This is a genomic window from Streptomyces sp. AC602_WCS936, assembly GCF_019049125.1.
Classification (GTDB): domain Bacteria; phylum Actinomycetota; class Actinomycetes; order Streptomycetales; family Streptomycetaceae; genus Streptomyces.
Genome location: NZ_JAGMUF010000112.1, coordinates 217647 through 234252, shown reverse-complemented (window position 1 = coordinate 234252; position 16606 = coordinate 217647). Strand labels below are relative to the sequence as shown.

14 protein-coding genes and 2 pseudogenes are annotated in these 16606 nt (G+C 73.6%); 8 read left to right on the top strand and 8 right to left on the bottom strand.

Going from position 1 to position 16606, the window contains the following annotated elements:
- Positions 1 to 135: 135 nt before the first annotated feature.
- Complete coding sequence (locus KUM03_RS30810; RefSeq protein WP_073728062.1) at positions 136 to 375, top strand: WhiB family transcriptional regulator; 240 nt, start codon at positions 136 to 138, stop codon at positions 373 to 375.
- Between the two features lie 40 nt (positions 376 to 415).
- Positions 416 to 3775, top strand: coding sequence for a hypothetical protein (locus tag KUM03_RS30805; RefSeq protein WP_254400104.1), 3360 nt, complete (start codon positions 416 to 418; stop codon positions 3773 to 3775).
- 131 nt (positions 3776 to 3906) lie between these two features.
- Here KUM03_RS30805 and KUM03_RS30800 read toward each other — a convergent pair whose 3' ends face one another.
- From KUM03_RS30800 to KUM03_RS30785, 4 genes and pseudogenes are all read right to left on the bottom strand, one after another.
- Entirely contained in the window at positions 3907 to 4881 is a 975-nt protein-coding gene (locus KUM03_RS30800; RefSeq protein ID WP_217253767.1) for an acyl-ACP desaturase, read from the bottom strand.
- Between the two features lie 216 nt (positions 4882 to 5097).
- Positions 5098 to 5906 (bottom strand): annotated as a pseudogene (gene ddaH / locus KUM03_RS30795) (dimethylargininase).
- A gap of 106 nt (positions 5907 to 6012) precedes the next feature.
- Positions 6013 to 8271, bottom strand: coding sequence for an excinuclease ABC subunit UvrA (locus tag KUM03_RS30790; RefSeq protein WP_217253765.1), 2259 nt, complete (start codon positions 8269 to 8271; stop codon positions 6013 to 6015).
- Between the two features lie 10 nt (positions 8272 to 8281).
- On the bottom strand, positions 8282 to 9907 hold the full coding sequence (locus tag KUM03_RS30785) for an ABC-F family ATP-binding cassette domain-containing protein (protein ID WP_217253763.1): 1626 nt from the start codon (positions 9905 to 9907) through the stop codon (positions 8282 to 8284).
- Between the two features lie 330 nt (positions 9908 to 10237).
- On the opposite strand from KUM03_RS30785, the gene KUM03_RS30780 reads away from it, so the two are divergent.
- Complete coding sequence (locus KUM03_RS30780) at positions 10238 to 10915, top strand: GPP34 family phosphoprotein (RefSeq protein ID WP_217253761.1); 678 nt, start codon at positions 10238 to 10240, stop codon at positions 10913 to 10915.
- 48 nt (positions 10916 to 10963) lie between these two features.
- Here KUM03_RS30780 and KUM03_RS30775 read toward each other — a convergent pair whose 3' ends face one another.
- On the bottom strand, positions 10964 to 11380 hold the full coding sequence (locus KUM03_RS30775; protein ID WP_217253759.1) for an SsgA family sporulation/cell division regulator: 417 nt from the start codon (positions 11378 to 11380) through the stop codon (positions 10964 to 10966).
- Between the two features lie 425 nt (positions 11381 to 11805).
- On the opposite strand from KUM03_RS30775, the pseudogene KUM03_RS38680 reads away from it, so the two are divergent.
- A pseudogene (locus KUM03_RS38680) lies at positions 11806 to 12056 on the top strand (oxidoreductase); the annotation flags it as partial.
- 70 nt (positions 12057 to 12126) lie between these two features.
- Positions 12127 to 12456: a plasmid stabilization protein gene (locus KUM03_RS30770; RefSeq protein ID WP_217253757.1), complete on the top strand. Its 330-nt coding sequence runs from the start codon at positions 12127 to 12129 to the stop codon at positions 12454 to 12456.
- A 10-nt stretch (positions 12457 to 12466) separates the two neighbouring features.
- On the opposite strand, the gene KUM03_RS30765 is transcribed toward KUM03_RS30770, so the two are convergent.
- Positions 12467 to 12763, bottom strand: coding sequence for a YciI family protein (locus tag KUM03_RS30765; RefSeq protein ID WP_217253755.1), 297 nt, complete (start codon positions 12761 to 12763; stop codon positions 12467 to 12469).
- Positions 12764 to 12805: 42 nt separating this feature from the next.
- Between KUM03_RS30765 and KUM03_RS30760 the strand changes: the two genes are divergently transcribed.
- Positions 12806 to 13507 (top strand): endonuclease V, encoded by a 702-nt coding sequence (locus KUM03_RS30760; protein WP_217253753.1) that lies wholly within the window; start codon positions 12806 to 12808, stop codon positions 13505 to 13507.
- Here the strand turns inward: KUM03_RS30760 and KUM03_RS30755 are convergent.
- Complete coding sequence (locus tag KUM03_RS30755; protein WP_217253750.1) at positions 13495 to 13689, bottom strand: hypothetical protein; 195 nt, start codon at positions 13687 to 13689, stop codon at positions 13495 to 13497. The two genes, KUM03_RS30760 and KUM03_RS30755, sit on opposite strands and share 13 nt — an antisense overlap.
- A 180-nt stretch (positions 13690 to 13869) precedes the next feature.
- On the opposite strand from KUM03_RS30755, the gene mmpA reads away from it, so the two are divergent.
- Complete coding sequence (gene mmpA, locus KUM03_RS30750; protein WP_217253748.1) at positions 13870 to 14019, top strand: morphogenic membrane protein MmpA; 150 nt, start codon at positions 13870 to 13872, stop codon at positions 14017 to 14019.
- 34 nt (positions 14020 to 14053) lie between these two features.
- Here the strand turns inward: mmpA and KUM03_RS30745 are convergent, their stop codons facing one another.
- On the bottom strand, positions 14054 to 15232 hold the full coding sequence (locus KUM03_RS30745; protein WP_217253746.1) for a trans-acting enoyl reductase family protein: 1179 nt from the start codon (positions 15230 to 15232) through the stop codon (positions 14054 to 14056).
- 205 nt (positions 15233 to 15437) lie between these two features.
- Between KUM03_RS30745 and KUM03_RS30740 the strand changes: the two genes are divergently transcribed.
- Entirely contained in the window at positions 15438 to 16595 is a 1158-nt protein-coding gene (locus KUM03_RS30740; protein WP_217253744.1) for a CaiB/BaiF CoA-transferase family protein, read from the top strand.
- Positions 16596 to 16606: the final 11 nt, after the last annotated feature.

The window sequence follows — 16606 nt, the reverse complement described above, 5'->3', positions numbered from 1 at the left end:
CCCCTGGCACTCACTTCCGCGCGCCGCCGTGCACCCTGGCGTGGGGCGGGGGACCATCGGGTCGGCCGGAGGCCCGCGGCGCGGTGTTGATCCCGCGTTGATCGAACGTTTTTCGCCGCCCGGCACGCTCCTGCCATGCACATCGAAACCACCGCGACGCCCGACCTCGCCTGGCAGCAGGAGGCGTTGTGCGCACAGACCGGGGGCGACTTCTTCTTCCCCGAGCCCGGCAGCTCCGTACGCGACGCCAAGCGGATCTGCGCCCTGTGCCCGATCCGCACGGTCTGCCTGGAGTACGCGCTGAGCAACGACGAGCGCTTCGGCGTGTGGGGCGGACTGTCGGAGAAGGAGCGACTGGCCCTGCGGCGCGGATAATTCGCTGGGCCCCGCGTGTCACGGCAGGCACAATCCCCACATGTCGCCGACCTCCGCGCAGCACGAGGCCGAAAGCCTGCTGCACGCCCTCGACCCGCTCGACCACCCGCGGCGCATGCGGGAACTCGTCAGCCGTGCGCGGGGGTGGACCGCCCCACGGCCCGTGCTGGCCGAACTGGAACGGCGCGGAGCCCACGGGCGCGGGCTCGCCGTGATCGCCGCGTCCGCCACGGGCGACGCCGGGTGGATCGCGGACCGCATCGCCGACACCGACCCGTACGTGCGCGGACGCGCCCTGCGGGTCGCCCACGGCCCGCGCACACCGGACGCGGCCTTCGAGGCGGCGCTCGCCGACGCGCCCGAGGCGGCCCGCCGGGACCTGCTGCGCGCGATCGTGGCCGGCCGCCGCGCCGCCCTCGCCGACCGGCTGGTCGAAGGGGTCCGGCGCGACTGGGGCGACACCGAGGCGGCCCGCCTGCTGCCGGGCTGCACCGCGCCGGTGGTGGCGCGGCTGCTGCCCGGCCTGCTGCACGCTGTCCGGGCGTGGCGCGCGCTCGCCACCCGGCACCCCACGACATTGCTGGACGCCCTCGAGCGGGAACTGGCCGGGCTGCCCGAGGCGTTGCGTGGCACCTGGTGGCACCGGTACACGCAGGCCGTGGCGGCGCTGACCCCTCTCCGTCCGGCGCGCGTGCTCGGGCTGCTGGACCACCACGGACCGGGCCGGCTGCCCTACGAACTGCGCGCCCACCTCCCCGCCTTCGCCGCCGCCGACCCGCGACGCGTACTGCGGCTGCTGCTCACACCCGCGTGGTCCGACGTCGCCGGCGTCCACCGGCTGGGGCGCACGGCGCTGTGCCGGCTGACCCGCACCGATTCGCCGGAACTAGTCGCCTACGGCAGGACCCGGCTGCCGTACGGCGACTTCCCGCGGCTGCTGAAGGCACTCCCGCCCGCCCGGCGCCACGCCCTGTACACGGCCGTCCGCGAGGGGCGCGGAGCCGCGGAGGTCGCCGTCGACACCGGCCTGTTGGAGGCGCTGCCCCGCCGGCACGCGATACCGGAGGCCCGTGAGACCGCGGCCCGCGAGCGTGAGCGGGGAGCCCTCGCGATCACGGTCCTCACCGCCGAGTCCTTCCTGCCCGTGGCCGAGGTCCGCGACCGGCTGCTGGCAGCCACCGGGCGCCCGGACGCCGAGGACCGTAGCCGGGCCTGGTCGCTGCTGATCGGCAACGCCGCACGCTCCGGCGACCCGGCCGCCGTCACCGCCGTCCTGCGGGACATGGCACGGCTGCGCAACGAACAGGACCCGGTGCGCTCCGCCGCCCTGCGGGCGCTGGCCGGCACCCGCGCCGTGCTGTTCACCGAGGAGTCCGCCGCACACCTGGACCGTGTCGCCACCGACGCCGTCGAGGCACGCGACTGTTCCGCCGGCACCCGCCGACCGCTGATCGCCCTGGCGCTCGCCGTGCTGGCCGAGCACGCGGCGACGGGCCCGCGCGCCTTGGTCGACTGGTCGCTGCGCGCCCTGGTCCGCCTGTCCGAGAGCACCGGCCGCGTGGAACTGGGCCGCCTGGACCGCACCCTGCGGCGCGGTCAGGAACGGCTGGTGTTCGAGGCCCTGCGGCCGTGGCTGGAGGCCCGCGCCTCGAAGGGCGACCACGGCCCGGTCCTCGCCTTCGCCGAGTCCATCGGCCGACGTGCGCATGACATGACCGACTTGCAGGAACTGCTGTGGCGGGCCTTCCGCGACGGCGACGTCACGGCCGCGAGCGGCGCGCTGCTCGCGTGGCTCGAGCCGGTCCGCACCCGCGACGAACGGGTGGCACGCGTACTGGCCCACGACCCGTCGGCGGCCGATCTGCCGGTGGTGTGGCGGCTGCTCGCGCGGCGCCGCACCGATCTGCTCGGCGTGGTGCTCGCCGGCACCCCGCCGCACGGCCGGTTCCTGCCCGAGGGCAGGCGGCTCGCCGTGTGGGTGGAGGCCGCGGACGTACGGCGCTGGGTACCGCGTCAGCAGGCGCTGTTGCTGCAGCGCCTGTCGGCCCGGGCCGCGGACACCTCGCTGCCGCGCCACGAGCGCGCCGAGGTCGTCACCGAGGCCGCCGGGGTGCCCGACGGCGGTGCCGACGTCGCACGCCGCTGGGCCGCGTCGCCGGACGTCGAGATCGCCGAGGCCGGGCTCGCCGCCCTCGCCCGCACCGACCGGGCCGCCGAGGTGCTGCTCGCACTGCTGGCGCACGCCGGCGGCGACCGGGCCCGCGTCGCCGTGTACGCCGCCACCCAGGCGTCCCGGCACGTACCGCCGTCCCGACTCGCCGGCCACCTGCGGGACGTACTGCGGGCACCGGACGCCAAGGTGACCAGCCGCAAGGAGGCGGTCCGGCTCGCCGCCGCCAGGCTTCCCGTGCCGGAAGCGGCCGCCCTGGTCACCGAGGTGTACGGCCGCCCGGGCGCCCACCCCGACGTACGCGCCGCCTGTGTCGCGTCCGCCGGCGCGCTGCTCGGGCACGAGGAGGTCTGGGAGCTGCTGCACGACGCCGCGGCCGGTGCGCCGGTCCTGCGGACGGCGGTGCTGCGGGTCCTTCCGCTGGACCTGCCGGAGGCCCACCGCGCCCGGTACGCGCAGCTGGTGCGTTCGGTCGCCGCCACCGACGACACCACGACCGCCCTCAGCGCCTTCCGGGCGCTGGCCCGCTGGACCCCATGGGCGGCCGAGGCACCCGGGGTGCTCGTCGAGGCGCTCACGGACCTCTCGAACCGCGAGACGTGGCACTGTGCGGCGAGTGCCCTGACGGAGGCGGCGTCCGGTTCGCCGCACGGACTGGCCGGACTGCTGGACGCGCTGCGCACGCTGGCCGGCTCGTCCGCCGACGAGGACGACGACGCCGGGGAGCGCCGTGACCGCCCGGCACGGCAGCGCGTGGTGGCGCTCGTCGAGCAGCTCGGCGGGTCCGGCCCCGGCACCGGGGCGGCCCGCCGGCCGGCCGCGTCGGCGGCAGCCGAACTCCTCGGCGCGTACGACGCCTACGCCGCGCAGGCCGCCGGGCTCGCGGCGGCCTGCGCCGACCTGGCCGCCGTACCGCCGCGTCTGGACCGGGTGACCGCCCTGGCGGGTCCCGGCCGTCCCGCGCTCGCCGCACGGGTCGCCGACACGGTGCGCGAACGGCTGGAGAGCCGGGGAGCGGCCGCGGACCCCGGGACCCTGCACGCCGAGGCCGTCGCACTGGCCGGCCACGGCGGACACGCCGAGGGACTGATGGCCGTCGCGGTCACCAGCGCGCTGGGCGGCCGAGAGGACTGGCCGCGGCCGTGGCGCGCACTGCTGCGGACCCTGCGCCGCCACCCGGTCGCCGACGTACGGGACGCGGCACTGGAGGAGACGACGGCCTACGAGTGACGACGGCCTACGAGTGACGGCCACCTACGAGTGACGGCGACCTACGAGTGACGGCTGTCGACGGGCCCCGCCGCGCCCACGTGCGTCGACGCCCGGGGTTGCGGCCACCGGCGTCGGGTGGTGGGCGAGGGTCAGTGCGCCGCGCGGGCCGCCATCCGGGCCTTGCGGGCCGCCAGCTTCTCGTCGAACTTGGCGGCCTCCGAGTCCAGGCCGCCCATGAACAGCCCCAGCTCCTCCTGGGCCTGCTGCCCCTCCGGGCCCAGCCCGTCGATCTCCATGATCTTCAGGAAGCGCAGCACGGGCTGGATCACGTCGTCGTGGTGGATGCGCAGGTTGTAGACCTCGCCGATCGCCATCTGCGCGGCGGCCCGCTCGAAGCCCGGGATGCCGTGTCCGGGCATCCGGAAGTTCACGACCACGTCCCGCACCGCCTGCATGGTGAGGTCGGGCGCGAGCTCGAAGGCGGCCTTGAGCAGGTTCCGGTAGAAGACCATGTGCAGGTTCTCGTCGGTCGCGATGCGGGCCAGCATGCGGTCGCAGACCGGGTCGCCGGACTGGTGACCGGTGTTGCGGTGCGAGATGCGGGTGGCCAGCTCCTGGAAGGCGACGTACGCCACCGAGTGCAGCATCGAGTGCCGGTTGTCCGACTCGAAGCCCTCGCTCATGTGGGCCATGCGGAACTGCTCCAGCTTGTCCGGGTCGACGGCCCGGGAGGTGAGCAGGTAGTCGCGCATGACGATGCCGTGGCGGCCCTCCTCGGCGGTCCAGCGGTGCACCCAGGTGCCCCAGGCGCCGTCGCGGCCGAAGAGGCTCGCGATCTCGTGGTGGTAGCTGGGGAGGTTGTCCTCCGTCAGGAGGTTCACCACGAGGGCGATCCGCCCGATCTCGGTGACCTTGGACTGGTCCTTCTCCCAGGCCTCGCCGTCCTCGAAGAGGCCCGGGAAGTTCCGGCCGTCGGTCCACGGCACGTACTCGTGCGGCATCCAGTCCTTGGCGATCTTCAGATGCCGGTTCAGTTCCTTCTCGACCACTTCCTCCAGCGCGTACAGCAGCCGGGCGTCGGTCCATTCGGCGGAACTGCCGAGGTGCGGGGAGACGATCGTCACGGAGAACTCCAGGGGACGTGCGACAGACAGAGCGAAAAGCGACCGGCGAGCGGGCCGGCGAACTGAACCTACGGGATCGTAGGCTACGAAACCGTAGGTTACGAGGGCGTAGGTTAAACACACCGTAAAGGCCGCTGATCAGCACCCGTTCAGCAGGGCGTGCGAAGACCCCGAGACCCGCAGGTCCCGGGGCCGAACGGGTGACGTGTCCGTCCTTCAGGCGTACAGCTCCCGCAGCCGCACCGAGAGACACGTCACACAGCCTTCGAGCTTCTCGAACTCACCGATGTCCACCACCACCGGCTCGTGGCCGAGGTCGGCGAGCAGTTCCGCCGTCTTCGGCGCGCTCGCCGCCATCAGCAGCTTCCCGCCCCCGAGCAGCACCACGTGCGCCCCGGACTCCTCCGGCACCGGCAGGAACCGGGGGAACAGCGACGGCACGTCCGTCATCGGGATGTGCCCGATCACCGTCCCGTCCGGCAGCGCGGTCACCGCCGACTTCAGGTGCAGTACCCGGCTCACCGGCACGGCGACCACCCGGGCGCCCAGCGGCTCGAACGCCGACCGCAGCTGCTGGACACCGGCCGCGTTGGTACTCCCCCACTGCCCGAAAGGCGTGGGAGGTACCCCCAGCCGCGCCCCACGTAGACCGTGTCGCCGACCTTCAGGACGTCACCGCCGTCGAGCGTGCCCGGCTCCCAGATCCAGTTGACCGAGCAGCCCAGCCGCGCCACGGCCTCCTCGACAGCCGGGGTCTCCGCCCGCCGCGACTCGGCGCCGGGCCGCGTGATCAGGGCGACGTTCCTGTACATGACGACGGTGTCCTCGACGAACACCGAGTCCGGGCAGTCGTCGGCCGGATCCACCTCCAGTGTCTCCCAGCCGTGCGCGCCCAGCGCCTCGACGTACGCCTCCCACTGCTCGACGGCGAGGCCGTGATCGACCCGCTCGCGTTCGACGTGGGTGACCAGCCCCTCGGCGAGGCGTGGGCTAGGGCGGCGGACGAGGGCCTTCTTACTGGGCACGAGAGGTTCTCCGGGGTCTCCGAATCGGCGCCGGCTGCTCCGGCGCCACGTGTCGCGGCGCCGGTTGGCCATCATGCAGGGCGGCCCCGCGCGGACGAAACCCCCGTCAGTGCCCCGTGGCCCTCCTGAGGTGCTCCGCCGTGCTGGAGTCCCGGGCGGTGAGCAGCTCGCGCGGGGTGCCCTCGAAGAGCACCCGGCCGCCGTCCCGGCCCCCGTCCGGGCCGAGGTCGATCACGTGGTCGGCGTGCGCGACCACGTCCAGGTTGTGCTCGACGACCACGACCGTGTTCCCGGTGTCGACCAGCCGGTCCAGCAGGGCGAGCAGCCCCTCCACGTCCGACATGTGCAGCCCCGTCGTCGGTTCGTCCAGGACGTACACCGCGCCGGTGCGGTGCAGCCGGGTCGCCAGCTTGATCCTCTGCCGCTCGCCGCCGGAGAGGGTGGACAGCGGCTGTCCGAGCGTGAGGTAGGTGAGGCCGACGTCGTGCAGGGCGCGCAGCCGCCGCCGTACGCCGGTGTCCGTGAAGAAGTCCAGGGCCTGCTCGGCGGTCATCCCCAGCACGTCGGCGATGGAGCTGCCGCCGACGGTCAGCCGCAGCACCTCCTGACGGAAGCGCCGGCCCTCGCAGTCGCCGCAGACGGTCGTCACCGGGTCCATGAAGGCCAGGTCGGTGTAGATGATCCCGCGCCCCTCGCAGGTGCCGCACGCGCCCGCCGAGTTGAAGCTGAAGCAGCCCGCCTCGGCGCCCGTCTCCCGCGCGAAGATCTTCCGCACCGTGTCCATGATCCCGAGGTACGTCGCCGGGGTGGAGCGCGCCGAGACGCCGATCGCCGACTGGTCGACGACCACCGTGTCCGGATGCCCGTCGACCAGCTCCGCGGCCAGCGTGCTCTTGCCCGACCCGGCGACCCCCGTGACCGCCGTCAGCACACCGGTCGGGAAGGCCACCGTCACGTCCCGCAGGTTGTGCCGGCCGGCGCCCTTGACCCACAGCTCACCGGTCGGCGTCCGCGGGTCCGCCTTCACCGCCGTACGGCGTCCCAGACAGCGGCCGGTGAGCGTGTCCGCCGCGGCCAGCTCGCCCGGCGTCCCCTCGAACACCACCCGGCCGCCGCCGGCGCCCGCCCGCGGGCCCATGTCGACCACGAGGTCCGCGAGCGCGATGACGTCCGGGTCGTGCTCGACGACCAGCACGGTGTTGCCCTTGTCGCGCAGCCGCAGCAGCAGGTCGCCGAGGCGCCCGACGTCGCGCGGGTGCAGCCCGACGCTGGGCTCGTCGAAGATGTACGTCATCCCGGTCAGGCTGGAGCCCAGGTGCCGCACGGTCTTCAGCCGCTGCCCCTCGCCGCCGGAGAGGGTGGCGGTCTCCCGGTCGAGGCTGAGGTAGCCGAGGCCGATCGCCTCGATCCGCTCCAGCGCGGCGACGGCGGCCCCGGCGACCGGCCGGGCCACCGGGTCGTCGATCTGGTTCAGTACGGCGATGAGGTCGGTGACCTGCATGCGGGAGCAGTCGGCGATGGAATGCCCGCCGATCCGGGACGCGAGCGCCGCCGCGTTCAGCCGGGCACCGCCGCAGTCGGGGCAGTCGCCCTCGACCAGGAACTCCCGCACCAGGTTCCGGGTCTTCTCGCTCATCGCCGACAGGTCCCGTTTCAGGTACAGCCGCTCGAAGCGGTCGGCGAGCCCTTCGTACTCGGTGGTCCAGGTGCCGCCCGTGCCGTTCACGGTGACCTTGCTGCCGGGCCGCCCGCGCATCAGGAACGTCCGCTCGTCGTCCGTGAAGTCGCCGACGGGCTTGTCCGGGTCCAACTGGTCGGTGTTGGTGTACGCCTGCCCCTGCCACGTCCCCGCGGCGAACGGCGGGAAGCGGACCGCCCCGTCGGCCAGCGACCTGGCCGGGTCGAGGATGCGGTCCCAGTCGGGGCGCACCGTGCGGCCCAGGCCGTCGCAGCCGGGGCACATGCCGGACGGGTCGTTGAACGAGTACGCCGTCGCCGCCCCGGCGCTGGGCGTGCCGTGCCGGGAGAACAGCACGCGCAGGGCCGAGTGGATGTCGGTCATGGTGCCGACGGTGGAGCGGGAGTGGCCGCCGACCGGCCGCTGGTCGACCACGATCGCGGGGGAGAGGTCCTCCAGGGCGTCCGCGTGGGGGCGCTCGTACTTGGGCAGCCGGTTGCGCACGAACCAGGTGAACGTCTCGTTCAGCTGGCGCTGCGACTCGACCGCGATCGTGTCGAACACGACCGACGACTTCCCCGATCCCGAAACGCCGGTGAACACGGTCAGCCGGCCCTTCGGGATGCGGAGAGTGACGTCCTGGAGGTTGTTCTCCCTGGCTCCGGTGATGGTGATGAACTCGCTCATGCGGGCGACGCTAGGCGGGATACCCGACAGCCTCTGGCGTGGTTTCCCGGAGTTCTCCCTCCTCCAGCAGCAGCCACCGGGTGATGCCGATCGACTCCAGGAACGGCATGTCGTGGCTGGCCACGATCAGCGCCCCCTCGTACGACTCCAGCGCCGTGGTGAGCTGCCGGACGCTCGCCATGTCCAGGTTGTTCGTCGGCTCGTCCAGCATCAGCAACTGCGGCGCGGGCTCCGCCAGCATCAGCGCGGCCAGCGTCGCCCGGAAGCGCTCGCCGCCGGACAGCGTCTCCGCCCGCTGGTCGGCACGGGCGCCCCGGAACAGGAAGCGCGCCAGCCGCGCCCGGATCCGGTTGTTGGTGGCGCCCGGCGCGAACCGGGCCACGTTCTCGGCGACGGTCAGCCCGCCGTCGAGGACGTCGAGGCGCTGCGGCAGGAACCGCAGCGGCACGTGCGCCGTCGCCTCGCCCGCCACCGGCGCCAGTTCCCCGGCGACCGTCCGCAGCAGCGTGGTCTTGCCCGCGCCGTTGCGGCCGATCAGTGCGATCCGCTCCGGGCCGTGCAGATCGAGACCGCCCTCCACGCGCGCGCCGTAGAGGAGTTCCAGGTCCCGCAGGGTGAGGACGGAGCGTCCCGGTGGCACGGCCGTGTACGGCAGGTCGACGCGGATCTCGTCGTCGTCCCGCACGGCCTCCACCGCGTCGTCGAGTCGCTCCCTGGCCTCGGCGAGCTTCTCCTCGTGCATGATGCGGTGCTTGCCCGCCGCTACCTGGGCCTGGCGTTTGCGCTCGCCCATGACGACCTTGGGCTCCCGCTTGGTGTCCCACATCTTCTGGCCGTACCGCTTGCGGCGGGCCAGCTTGACCTGGGCGTCGGCCAGTTCGCGCTTCTGCTTGCGCAGATCGGACTCGGCGACGCGCACCATGCGCTCGGCCGCCTCCTGCTCGACGGCGAGGGCCTCCTCGTACGCCGAGAAACTGCCGCCGTACCAGGTGATCTCCCCGGAGCGCAGGTCGGCGATCTGGTCGACCAGGTCCAGCAGCTCCCGGTCATGACTGACCACGACCATGACGCCCGGCCAGGATTCGACGGCCGCGTACAGCCGCCGGCGCGCGTACAGGTCGAGGTTGTTGGTCGGCTCGTCCAGCAGCAGGACGTCGGGCCGGCGCAGCAGCAGCGCGGCCAGCCGCAGCAGCACCGACTCGCCGCCCGACACCTCGCCGACGGTGCGGTCGAGGCCCACATGGCCCAGTCCGAGTTCGCCGAGTGTGGCGACGGCGCGCTCCTCGACGTCCCAGTCGTCGCCGACCGTCTCGAAGTGTTCCTCGGCCACGTCACCGGCCTCGATGGCGTGCAGCGCGGCCCGCTGCGCGGCGATGCCGAGCGCCTCGTCGACCCGCAGCGTGGTGTCGAGCGTGACGTTCTGCGGCAGGTAACCGACCTCGCCGGCCACGCGGACGGCGCCTTCGGCCGGGGTGAGCCGACCGGCGATCAGCTTCAACAGGGTCGACTTTCCCGACCCGTTGACGCCGACGAGCCCGGTGCGGCCGGTACCGAAGGAGGTGTCCAGTCCTTCGAAGACGGGGGTGCCGTCGGGCCAGGCGAAGGAGAGGGATGCGCAGGTGATCGAAATAGACATACGGGTCTCCGCGGTTGCTTGAAGCCGTCAGGGGCAAACGCGTATCGAGACACCGGGAGGCGGCGACCGCCGTCGGGCGAGGAAGGAGGATCCCGGGGAGTGCTGGGGCACGAAAAAAGCCCTGCTCCGCAAGGACGGCTCGAACGCCGAGGTCGCACGCGGCGTACACATGTGGCATGCGTTGACATGTGACGCGGTGTCTCAGGACCTCAGACGAGCAACGTCCTTCTCCAATCGGCGGCAACAGAAGCGTTATACAGAGTAAGAGAGACCGGTCTGACTGTCAACGCCTTTTCGTGAATCCGGTCTCACGGCCCCTAGGAGGCCCCCGTGCCCGACGGCTCGCTCTCACTGCCGGCCCGGCTCTGCCTGCTGGCCTGGGACCCCACGAGACCCGGCGCCACCGACACCGCCCGGGCCCACCACCTCGTGCGCGCGGGCGCGCTCACCGAGCTGGCACGACGAGGTCTGCTCACCGACGACGAGGGCATCGCCACCCCCGTCGACCTCGACTCCCGCACCGGGGACGCCGTCCTGGACGGGCTGCTCGAACTCGTCCGCGAGTCCGTGCCGCACAGGTGGCGGACCTGGGTGCGGCGGTACGCCCGGGTCACCTTCGACGCCGCCCGGGAGCAGCTGGTGGCCGAGGGCTACCTGCGCGCCGAGAAGAAGCGGGTCCTCGGCGTTTTCCCGTCGGTGGAGTACGTCCTGGCGCGCGTCGCGGCGGCGCGGACGCTGAGCGCGCGGACGCGGTCCGTCCTGGAGGGCGCGGTGCCGGCCGGTGAGGTCCCCGAGCGGGACGCGGTCGTGGCCGTGCTGGCGGCGGCCGCGGAACCGCGCGCCCTCGGGCCCGCCGCGACCGGCGCGGGCCGGGAGGCCCGGATCGCGGAGCTGACCGAACGCGGCGCGGCGTCGGCCCCCGGCCTGCGCGAGATCCTGCTCGAGGTGCGGGGCGCGTTGCGTGCGGAGACGGCGGACGCCGCCGTGACGTCGCCGGGCGGCGGCTGAGGCGGTCCGGGAGGGCGGTCCCGCGGCCGGCACGGTCGCGGGGGCGTCTCAGCAGGTGCCGCGCATCAGCTCGGCCAGGTCGTGGTCCAGATCCAGCTGGAGGTGCTCCAGCCCGACCGGCACCAGCTCGCCGGTGGCCTGCAGGAACCGGCGCAGCTCGCCCGAGCGGACGTGGATCACGGCGGTGCCCTCGGGCGCGTGGAACTCCAGCACGGTGCGGTCGTACCCGTACGGCCGCACCCGCACGTCGCCGTGGCCGTCCGGCTCCTGCATGCCCGAGATGAGCAGCTCGCGGGAGAACGTCCAGCACACCTCCACGCCCTCGAGGGTGGCCGGGGCCGGGAAGGTCATGCGGACGGCGAACGGGTCGCTGCGGTCGTAGCGCAGCGTGGCGGGAATGCTCGGCATACGCGGCGCGGCGGCGACGAGACGCGCCTCGACCGGCTGTTCGATGACGGTGGACAACGCCTTGCTCCCTCGTGACGGCTGGACGGGCGGGGGGTGGTGGGGCCGGGCACTGGAAGAGACGACGGAATCAGCCAATCCGTGCACACGATGAGCGAGTGACCTCTGTCACCGCGTTCATGCACGGGAGTGACGTGACTCTCCTCGCTTGCCACGCAAGGCACTTGGGCCACTCGTGCGCCGCTGCGCGTGCCAGGCCCGTGTCTGCGGCATGATCCGAACGACAGTCCCTGATCGCGGGGGCGGTGTCCGCGGCCGCCCTCGCCGCGCTGACGACGGCGACCCCCGCCCAGGCGCACCAGCGACCGCACTGGGACCTGAAGCACACCGGGGCCGCCGGGGCGTCCGACGTCCGTTTCCGCGGCCTCGCGGCGGTCAGCCGGCACACCGCCCGGGTGGCCGGCAGTCGGGGCACCGTCCTGCGCACCACCGACGGCGGCGGCACCTGGCGGTCCGCCGGCCGCTCGCCCGACGCCTGCCGTTCCGGCGTCGCCTGGCTCCCGCACAGCCGCACCGCGGCCCTCGCGGTCGGCCCACCGGCACGGACCTCACCACGGACGGCGGCCGCACCTGGCGGACGGTCGACACGGGCTCGTACGACACCGTGGACTGCACCGCCGACCTGGGCTGTTGGGCGGCCGGCGAGCAGGGGCGGGTCGCCCGGCCGGAGCGCTGACGCAGCGCGGGCAGGGTGTTCGTCCGCAACGTGGGTACCCGTTCACCGAACGTGAGAGGAGTGAGCGGACATGCCCAGCGGTTCCAGCTCCAAGCGGGAGCGGCAGTACGAGCACATCAAGGACAGCGCCGAGGACCGTGGCGCGAGCACCAAGCGCGCCAAGGAGATCGCGGCCCGGACGGTGAACAAGGAGCGCGCGCAGTCCGGCGAGTCCAAGACCGCCAGCCGCACGTCCACGCGGGACAAGTCGCCGAGCGAGCGGGGCGGCCAGCGGTCCGGCAACCGCCAGGGTCCGCAGGGACAGACCAAGGACCAGCTGTACCAGGAGGCCAAGCGTCGCGACATCAGCGGCCGTTCGAACATGAACAAGGGCGAGCTGCAGCGCGCGCTCGGCAAGTGAGCCGTACCGCCTAGCCGAGGGTTTCCCGGTACGGCTCCAGCGCCGGCGCCGTCTTCGTGGCGACGAACTCGGTGACGCGGTAGGCGCACACGCCCGCCCTGACGAAGGGGTCGCCCGCCGTGATCTCCTCGATGCGCGCACGGTCCTCCGCGACGGCGATGATCACTCCGCCGTCGCGGGGTTCCTTGCGCCCGGACGCCAGGACCACCCCCCGCGCGTACAACTCGTCGAGCCACGCCACGTGCTCCTCCAGCACGGCGTCGACGGCTTCCAGCGGGGCGGTGTAGGACAGCTCCAGTACGAACATGATCGCGAGCGTACTCCGGGGTCCCGTAGGCTTGCGGCCACCATGAGGACCGTGACCACGCAGACCCCAGCCGACTGGCCCGCGACCGAGGAGCGGGCCCGTGCCGTCCAGGACGAACTGCGGGCCCGCGCGGTGCTCGACGAGCCGGGACCGCCGCCCGGTACGGGCCGGGTGACCGGCGTGGACGTCGCCTACGACGACCAGCGCGACGTCGTCGCCGCGGCTGCCGTCGTCCTCGACGCCGCGACCCTCCACGTCGTCGCCGAGACCACGGCCGTCGGACGGATCTCCTTCCCGTACGTGCCCGGTCTGCTCGCCTTCCGCGAGATCCCGACCGTCCTCGCCGCCCTGGACGCGCTGCCCTGCCCGCCCGGCCTGGTCGTCTGCGACGGCTACGGCCTGGCCCACCCGCGCCGTTTCGGTCTCGCCAGCCACCTCGGGGTGCTCACCGGCCTGCCCACGATCGGCGTCGCCAAGAACCCGTTCACCTTCACCCACGACGAACCGGACGCACCGCGCGGCAGCACGTCGCCGCTGCTCGACGGCGCGGAGGAGGTCGGGCGGGCCGTGCGCACGCGTGACGGCGTCAAGCCGGTCTTCGTCTCCGTCGGCCACCGGGTGAGCCTGGACAACGCCTGCGCCCACACCCTGGCGCTGACCCCGGCCTACCGTCTGCCGGAAACCACCCGCAGGGCCGACGCCCTGTGCCGCGAGGCCCTGCGGGCGGCCACCTACCCGGCCTGACCCTCGACGCTCCAGCGGCCCACCTCCCGGTACGCCGAGTCGTAGATCTCGGCCCCGTCGCCTGCCCGCAGTGCGTAGTGCTTCAGGTTGCCGCCCCAGTACCGCAGGATTCGCTGCAGCTCGCCCGCGGGGTCCTCGGCGAGCGCGCCCTCGTCCATGGTGACTTCGAGAAGGAACTTCATGCCTTCAAGGGTTTCATTGAACTCCTTCTTGGGACTTCACCGCGATCGGCCGCAGGTGCGGACGTCCGGTGGCGGACAAAGTCTCAAATCGCGGTGCCGGGTCGCCGCGCGTCGGTGCTCAGCCTGGCTGAGTATCCGTACGGATGTGCCCGTCCCGCCGGTGGCGGCAGGCTGGACGTCATGACGACGCACCGCACACCCGAGCAGTCCGCCCGCCGGCCCGCACCGCGCAGCGAGCGGGCGGTGGTCGCCGGGCTGGTGCTCGCCGTGGGCGCGGGGCTGGCCTGGGCAGGCGGGATGATCTACACGATCGTCGGGTGGTCGGCCTAAACATCCGTCGCGGAGGCTCTTGAGGGCAAGCGCGTCAGCGGGTCGCCGCCACCCGGAAGCGGAGGCCCGCGGCCCGCAGCCGCTCGGTCAGGGCGTCACCCATCGCCACGGCCGTCGTGACCTGCCCCGATGTGAGGGGCAGGTCGTCGAGGGCGAGGGAGAGCGCCGCCTCCGCGAACATCTTCGCCGTCTCGTCGTACCCGGGGTCACCGCCCGCGACCTCGGTGAACACCTTCCGGCCGCCGCCCTCGCCCACGAAGCGGACCGAGAACCAGCTCTTCGCCCGCTTCTCGGCGCTCGGACCGTCACCCGGCTCCAGCCGGGCGGACAGCCACCGCCGCGCGGGCGGCACCTGCGCCGCCGTCACCAGTGCGGCCACCGCCGCCACGCCGCCCACCGCGACGGGCAGCCGCCGCACGGCCGCGTAGTGGCGGTAGCGGAAGTCGGGGCCGTAGCGGTCCAGGGCCTTCGCGGAGCGGCGCACGATCTGCGCGTCGACGGTCGGCAGCGGCAACGCCCAGGCGCCCACCTCCCCGGCGAACCGGGGCGCGCCCGTCGGCGTCACCGCGCGGCGGCCCACCAGCCGGGGCTCGTGCCGCCGGCGTTCCAGCGCGGCGGCCCGCAGCTGCCGGCCGCGCGCGAACTGGCCCAGCGCCGAGGCGAACGTGCCGCCGGAGAAGGCGGCGTCGGCGCTCACGTAGCCGTCCACGGTCAACGGCACGCCCTCGGGCAGCTGCCGCACGGTGAAGTACACGCCGAGGTCGTGCGGAACGGAGTCGAAACCGCAGGCGTGCACCAGCCGCGCCCCGGTCTCCCGCGCGCGTGCGTCATGGCGGACGTACGTCAGGTCCACGAACTCGGGCTCACCGGTGAGGTCGAGGTAGTCCGTGCCCGCCGCCGCGCAGGCACCGGCGAGCGCGTCGCCGTAGCGGACATACGGGCCCACCGTCGTGGCCACCACGCGCGCGAGCCCGGCGAGTTCGCGCACCGAGGCCGGTTCGGACACGTCGGCGCGCAGCACCCCGACGTCCGGCGCGCCGGGCAGCCGGTCCCGCAGCCGGCGCAGCTTCTCCTCGCTGCGGCCGGCGATCGCCCAGCGCAACCCTTCGGGCGCGTGCGCGGCGAGGTACCGCGCGGTGAGCTCGCCGACGAAACCCGTCGCTCCGAAGAGCACGACGTCGTACGGCCGGTCGGCCTTGTTCTGCCCGCTCATGACACCCCTTCGTCACCCGTCGGCAACCCCTGGACCCGCAACGCGCGCCGTTGCCGGTGGCCGAGGCTAGCGTGAGGACCGCCGGCCCGAAGAGGGGTCGCCCCATAATTGGCTAAGCGCTTGCTCGCTCGGGTCTTGTGCCCAGTGGAACACGTTCTTAGCATCACTGGTGTTACATCAGTTGTGTCACAGAGCTGGGGGCTCCATGTCGCAGGCAGGGACGGCGGGGCGGACACCGGGCGAGGGCCCGCTCGCCGGAGTGCGCGTGGTCGAGCTGGCCGGCATCGGGCCCGGGCCCTTCGCCGCCATGCTCCTGGCCGACCTGGGCGCCGACGTCGTCCGCGTGGACCGCCCCGGTGGCCCCGGCCTCGCGATCGACCCCGCGCACGACGTCACCAACCGCAACAAGCGGTCCGTGGTCGTCGACCTGAAGGCGGCCGACGGCCCCGCCTGCGTCCTCGACCTGGCCGAACGCGCCGACGTGCTGATCGAGGGCTACCGCCCCGGCGTCGCCGAACGGCTCGGTGTCGGCCCCGGGGACTGCCACGCCCGCAACCCGCGCCTCGTCTACGGCCGCATGACCGGCTGGGGCCAGGACGGCCCGCTCGCCCAGCGCGCCGGGCACGACATCGGGTACATCGCGCTCACCGGCGCCCTCGGCATGATCGGCGCCCCCGACGCGCCGCCGGCCGTCCCGGCCAACCTCCTCGGCGACTACGCGGGCGGCTCCCTCTACCTGGTCGTCGGTGTACTCGCCGCCCTGCACCACGCCCGAGCGACCGGCACCGGGCAGGTCGTGGACGCCGCCATCGTGGACGGCACCGCCCACCTCACCTCGATGATCCACGGCATGCTGTCCGCCGGTACCTGGCAGGACCGGCGCGGCGCCAACCTCCTCGACGGCGGCTGCCCCTTCTACGGCACCTACGAGACCGCCGACGGCCGGTACATGGCGGTCGGCGCCCTGGAACAGCGGTTCTACGCCGAGTTCATGGAACTCCTCGGCATCCCCGATCAGGCCCCGGCCCGCGACGACATGGCCCGCTGGAGCGAGCTGCGCGAGGCCGTCGCCGCCCGTTTCAAGTCCCGTACCCGCGACGAGTGGACGGCCGTGTTCACGGACTCCGACGCCTGTGTGGCCCCCGTCCTGACGCTGCGCGAGGCCCCGCACCATCCGCACCTCGCCGCGCGCGCCACCTTCACCGACCACGGCGGCACCACCCAGCCCGCCCCCGCGCCCCGCTTCTCCGCGACTCCCGCCACCGTCCGCACCGGGCCCGCCCTGCCGGGCGCCGACACCGAGGCGGTGGCCCGCGACTGGGACGTCCCCCGGCTCGCCCCCTCATTCCGAAACCCTCAGTGAAAGGCCTGCCA

What these genes read in the sequence shown, in the direction of transcription:
- KUM03_RS30810 (WP_073728062.1), top strand. Translation starts at nt 136, where the DNA reads ATGCACATCGAAACCACCGCGACGCCCGACCTCGCCTGGCAGCAGGAG.
- KUM03_RS30805 (WP_254400104.1), top strand. Translation starts at nt 416, where the DNA reads ATGTCGCCGACCTCCGCGCAGCACGAGGCCGAAAGCCTGCTGCACGCC.
- KUM03_RS30790 (WP_217253765.1), bottom strand. Translation starts at nt 8,271, where the DNA reads ATGAGCGAGTTCATCACCATCACCGGAGCCAGGGAGAACAACCTCCAG.
- KUM03_RS30785 (WP_217253763.1), bottom strand. Translation starts at nt 9,907, where the DNA reads ATGTCTATTTCGATCACCTGCGCATCCCTCTCCTTCGCCTGGCCCGAC.
- KUM03_RS30770 (WP_217253757.1), top strand. Translation starts at nt 12,127, where the DNA reads ATGCCCAGCGGTTCCAGCTCCAAGCGGGAGCGGCAGTACGAGCACATC.
- KUM03_RS30765 (WP_217253755.1), bottom strand. Translation starts at nt 12,763, where the DNA reads ATGTTCGTACTGGAGCTGTCCTACACCGCCCCGCTGGAAGCCGTCGAC.
- KUM03_RS30760 (WP_217253753.1), top strand. Translation starts at nt 12,806, where the DNA reads ATGAGGACCGTGACCACGCAGACCCCAGCCGACTGGCCCGCGACCGAG.
- KUM03_RS30755 (WP_217253750.1), bottom strand. Translation starts at nt 13,689, where the DNA reads ATGAAGTTCCTTCTCGAAGTCACCATGGACGAGGGCGCGCTCGCCGAG.
- mmpA (WP_217253748.1), top strand. Translation starts at nt 13,870, where the DNA reads ATGACGACGCACCGCACACCCGAGCAGTCCGCCCGCCGGCCCGCACCG.
- KUM03_RS30745 (WP_217253746.1), bottom strand. Translation starts at nt 15,232, where the DNA reads ATGAGCGGGCAGAACAAGGCCGACCGGCCGTACGACGTCGTGCTCTTC.
- KUM03_RS30740 (WP_217253744.1), top strand. Translation starts at nt 15,438, where the DNA reads ATGTCGCAGGCAGGGACGGCGGGGCGGACACCGGGCGAGGGCCCGCTC.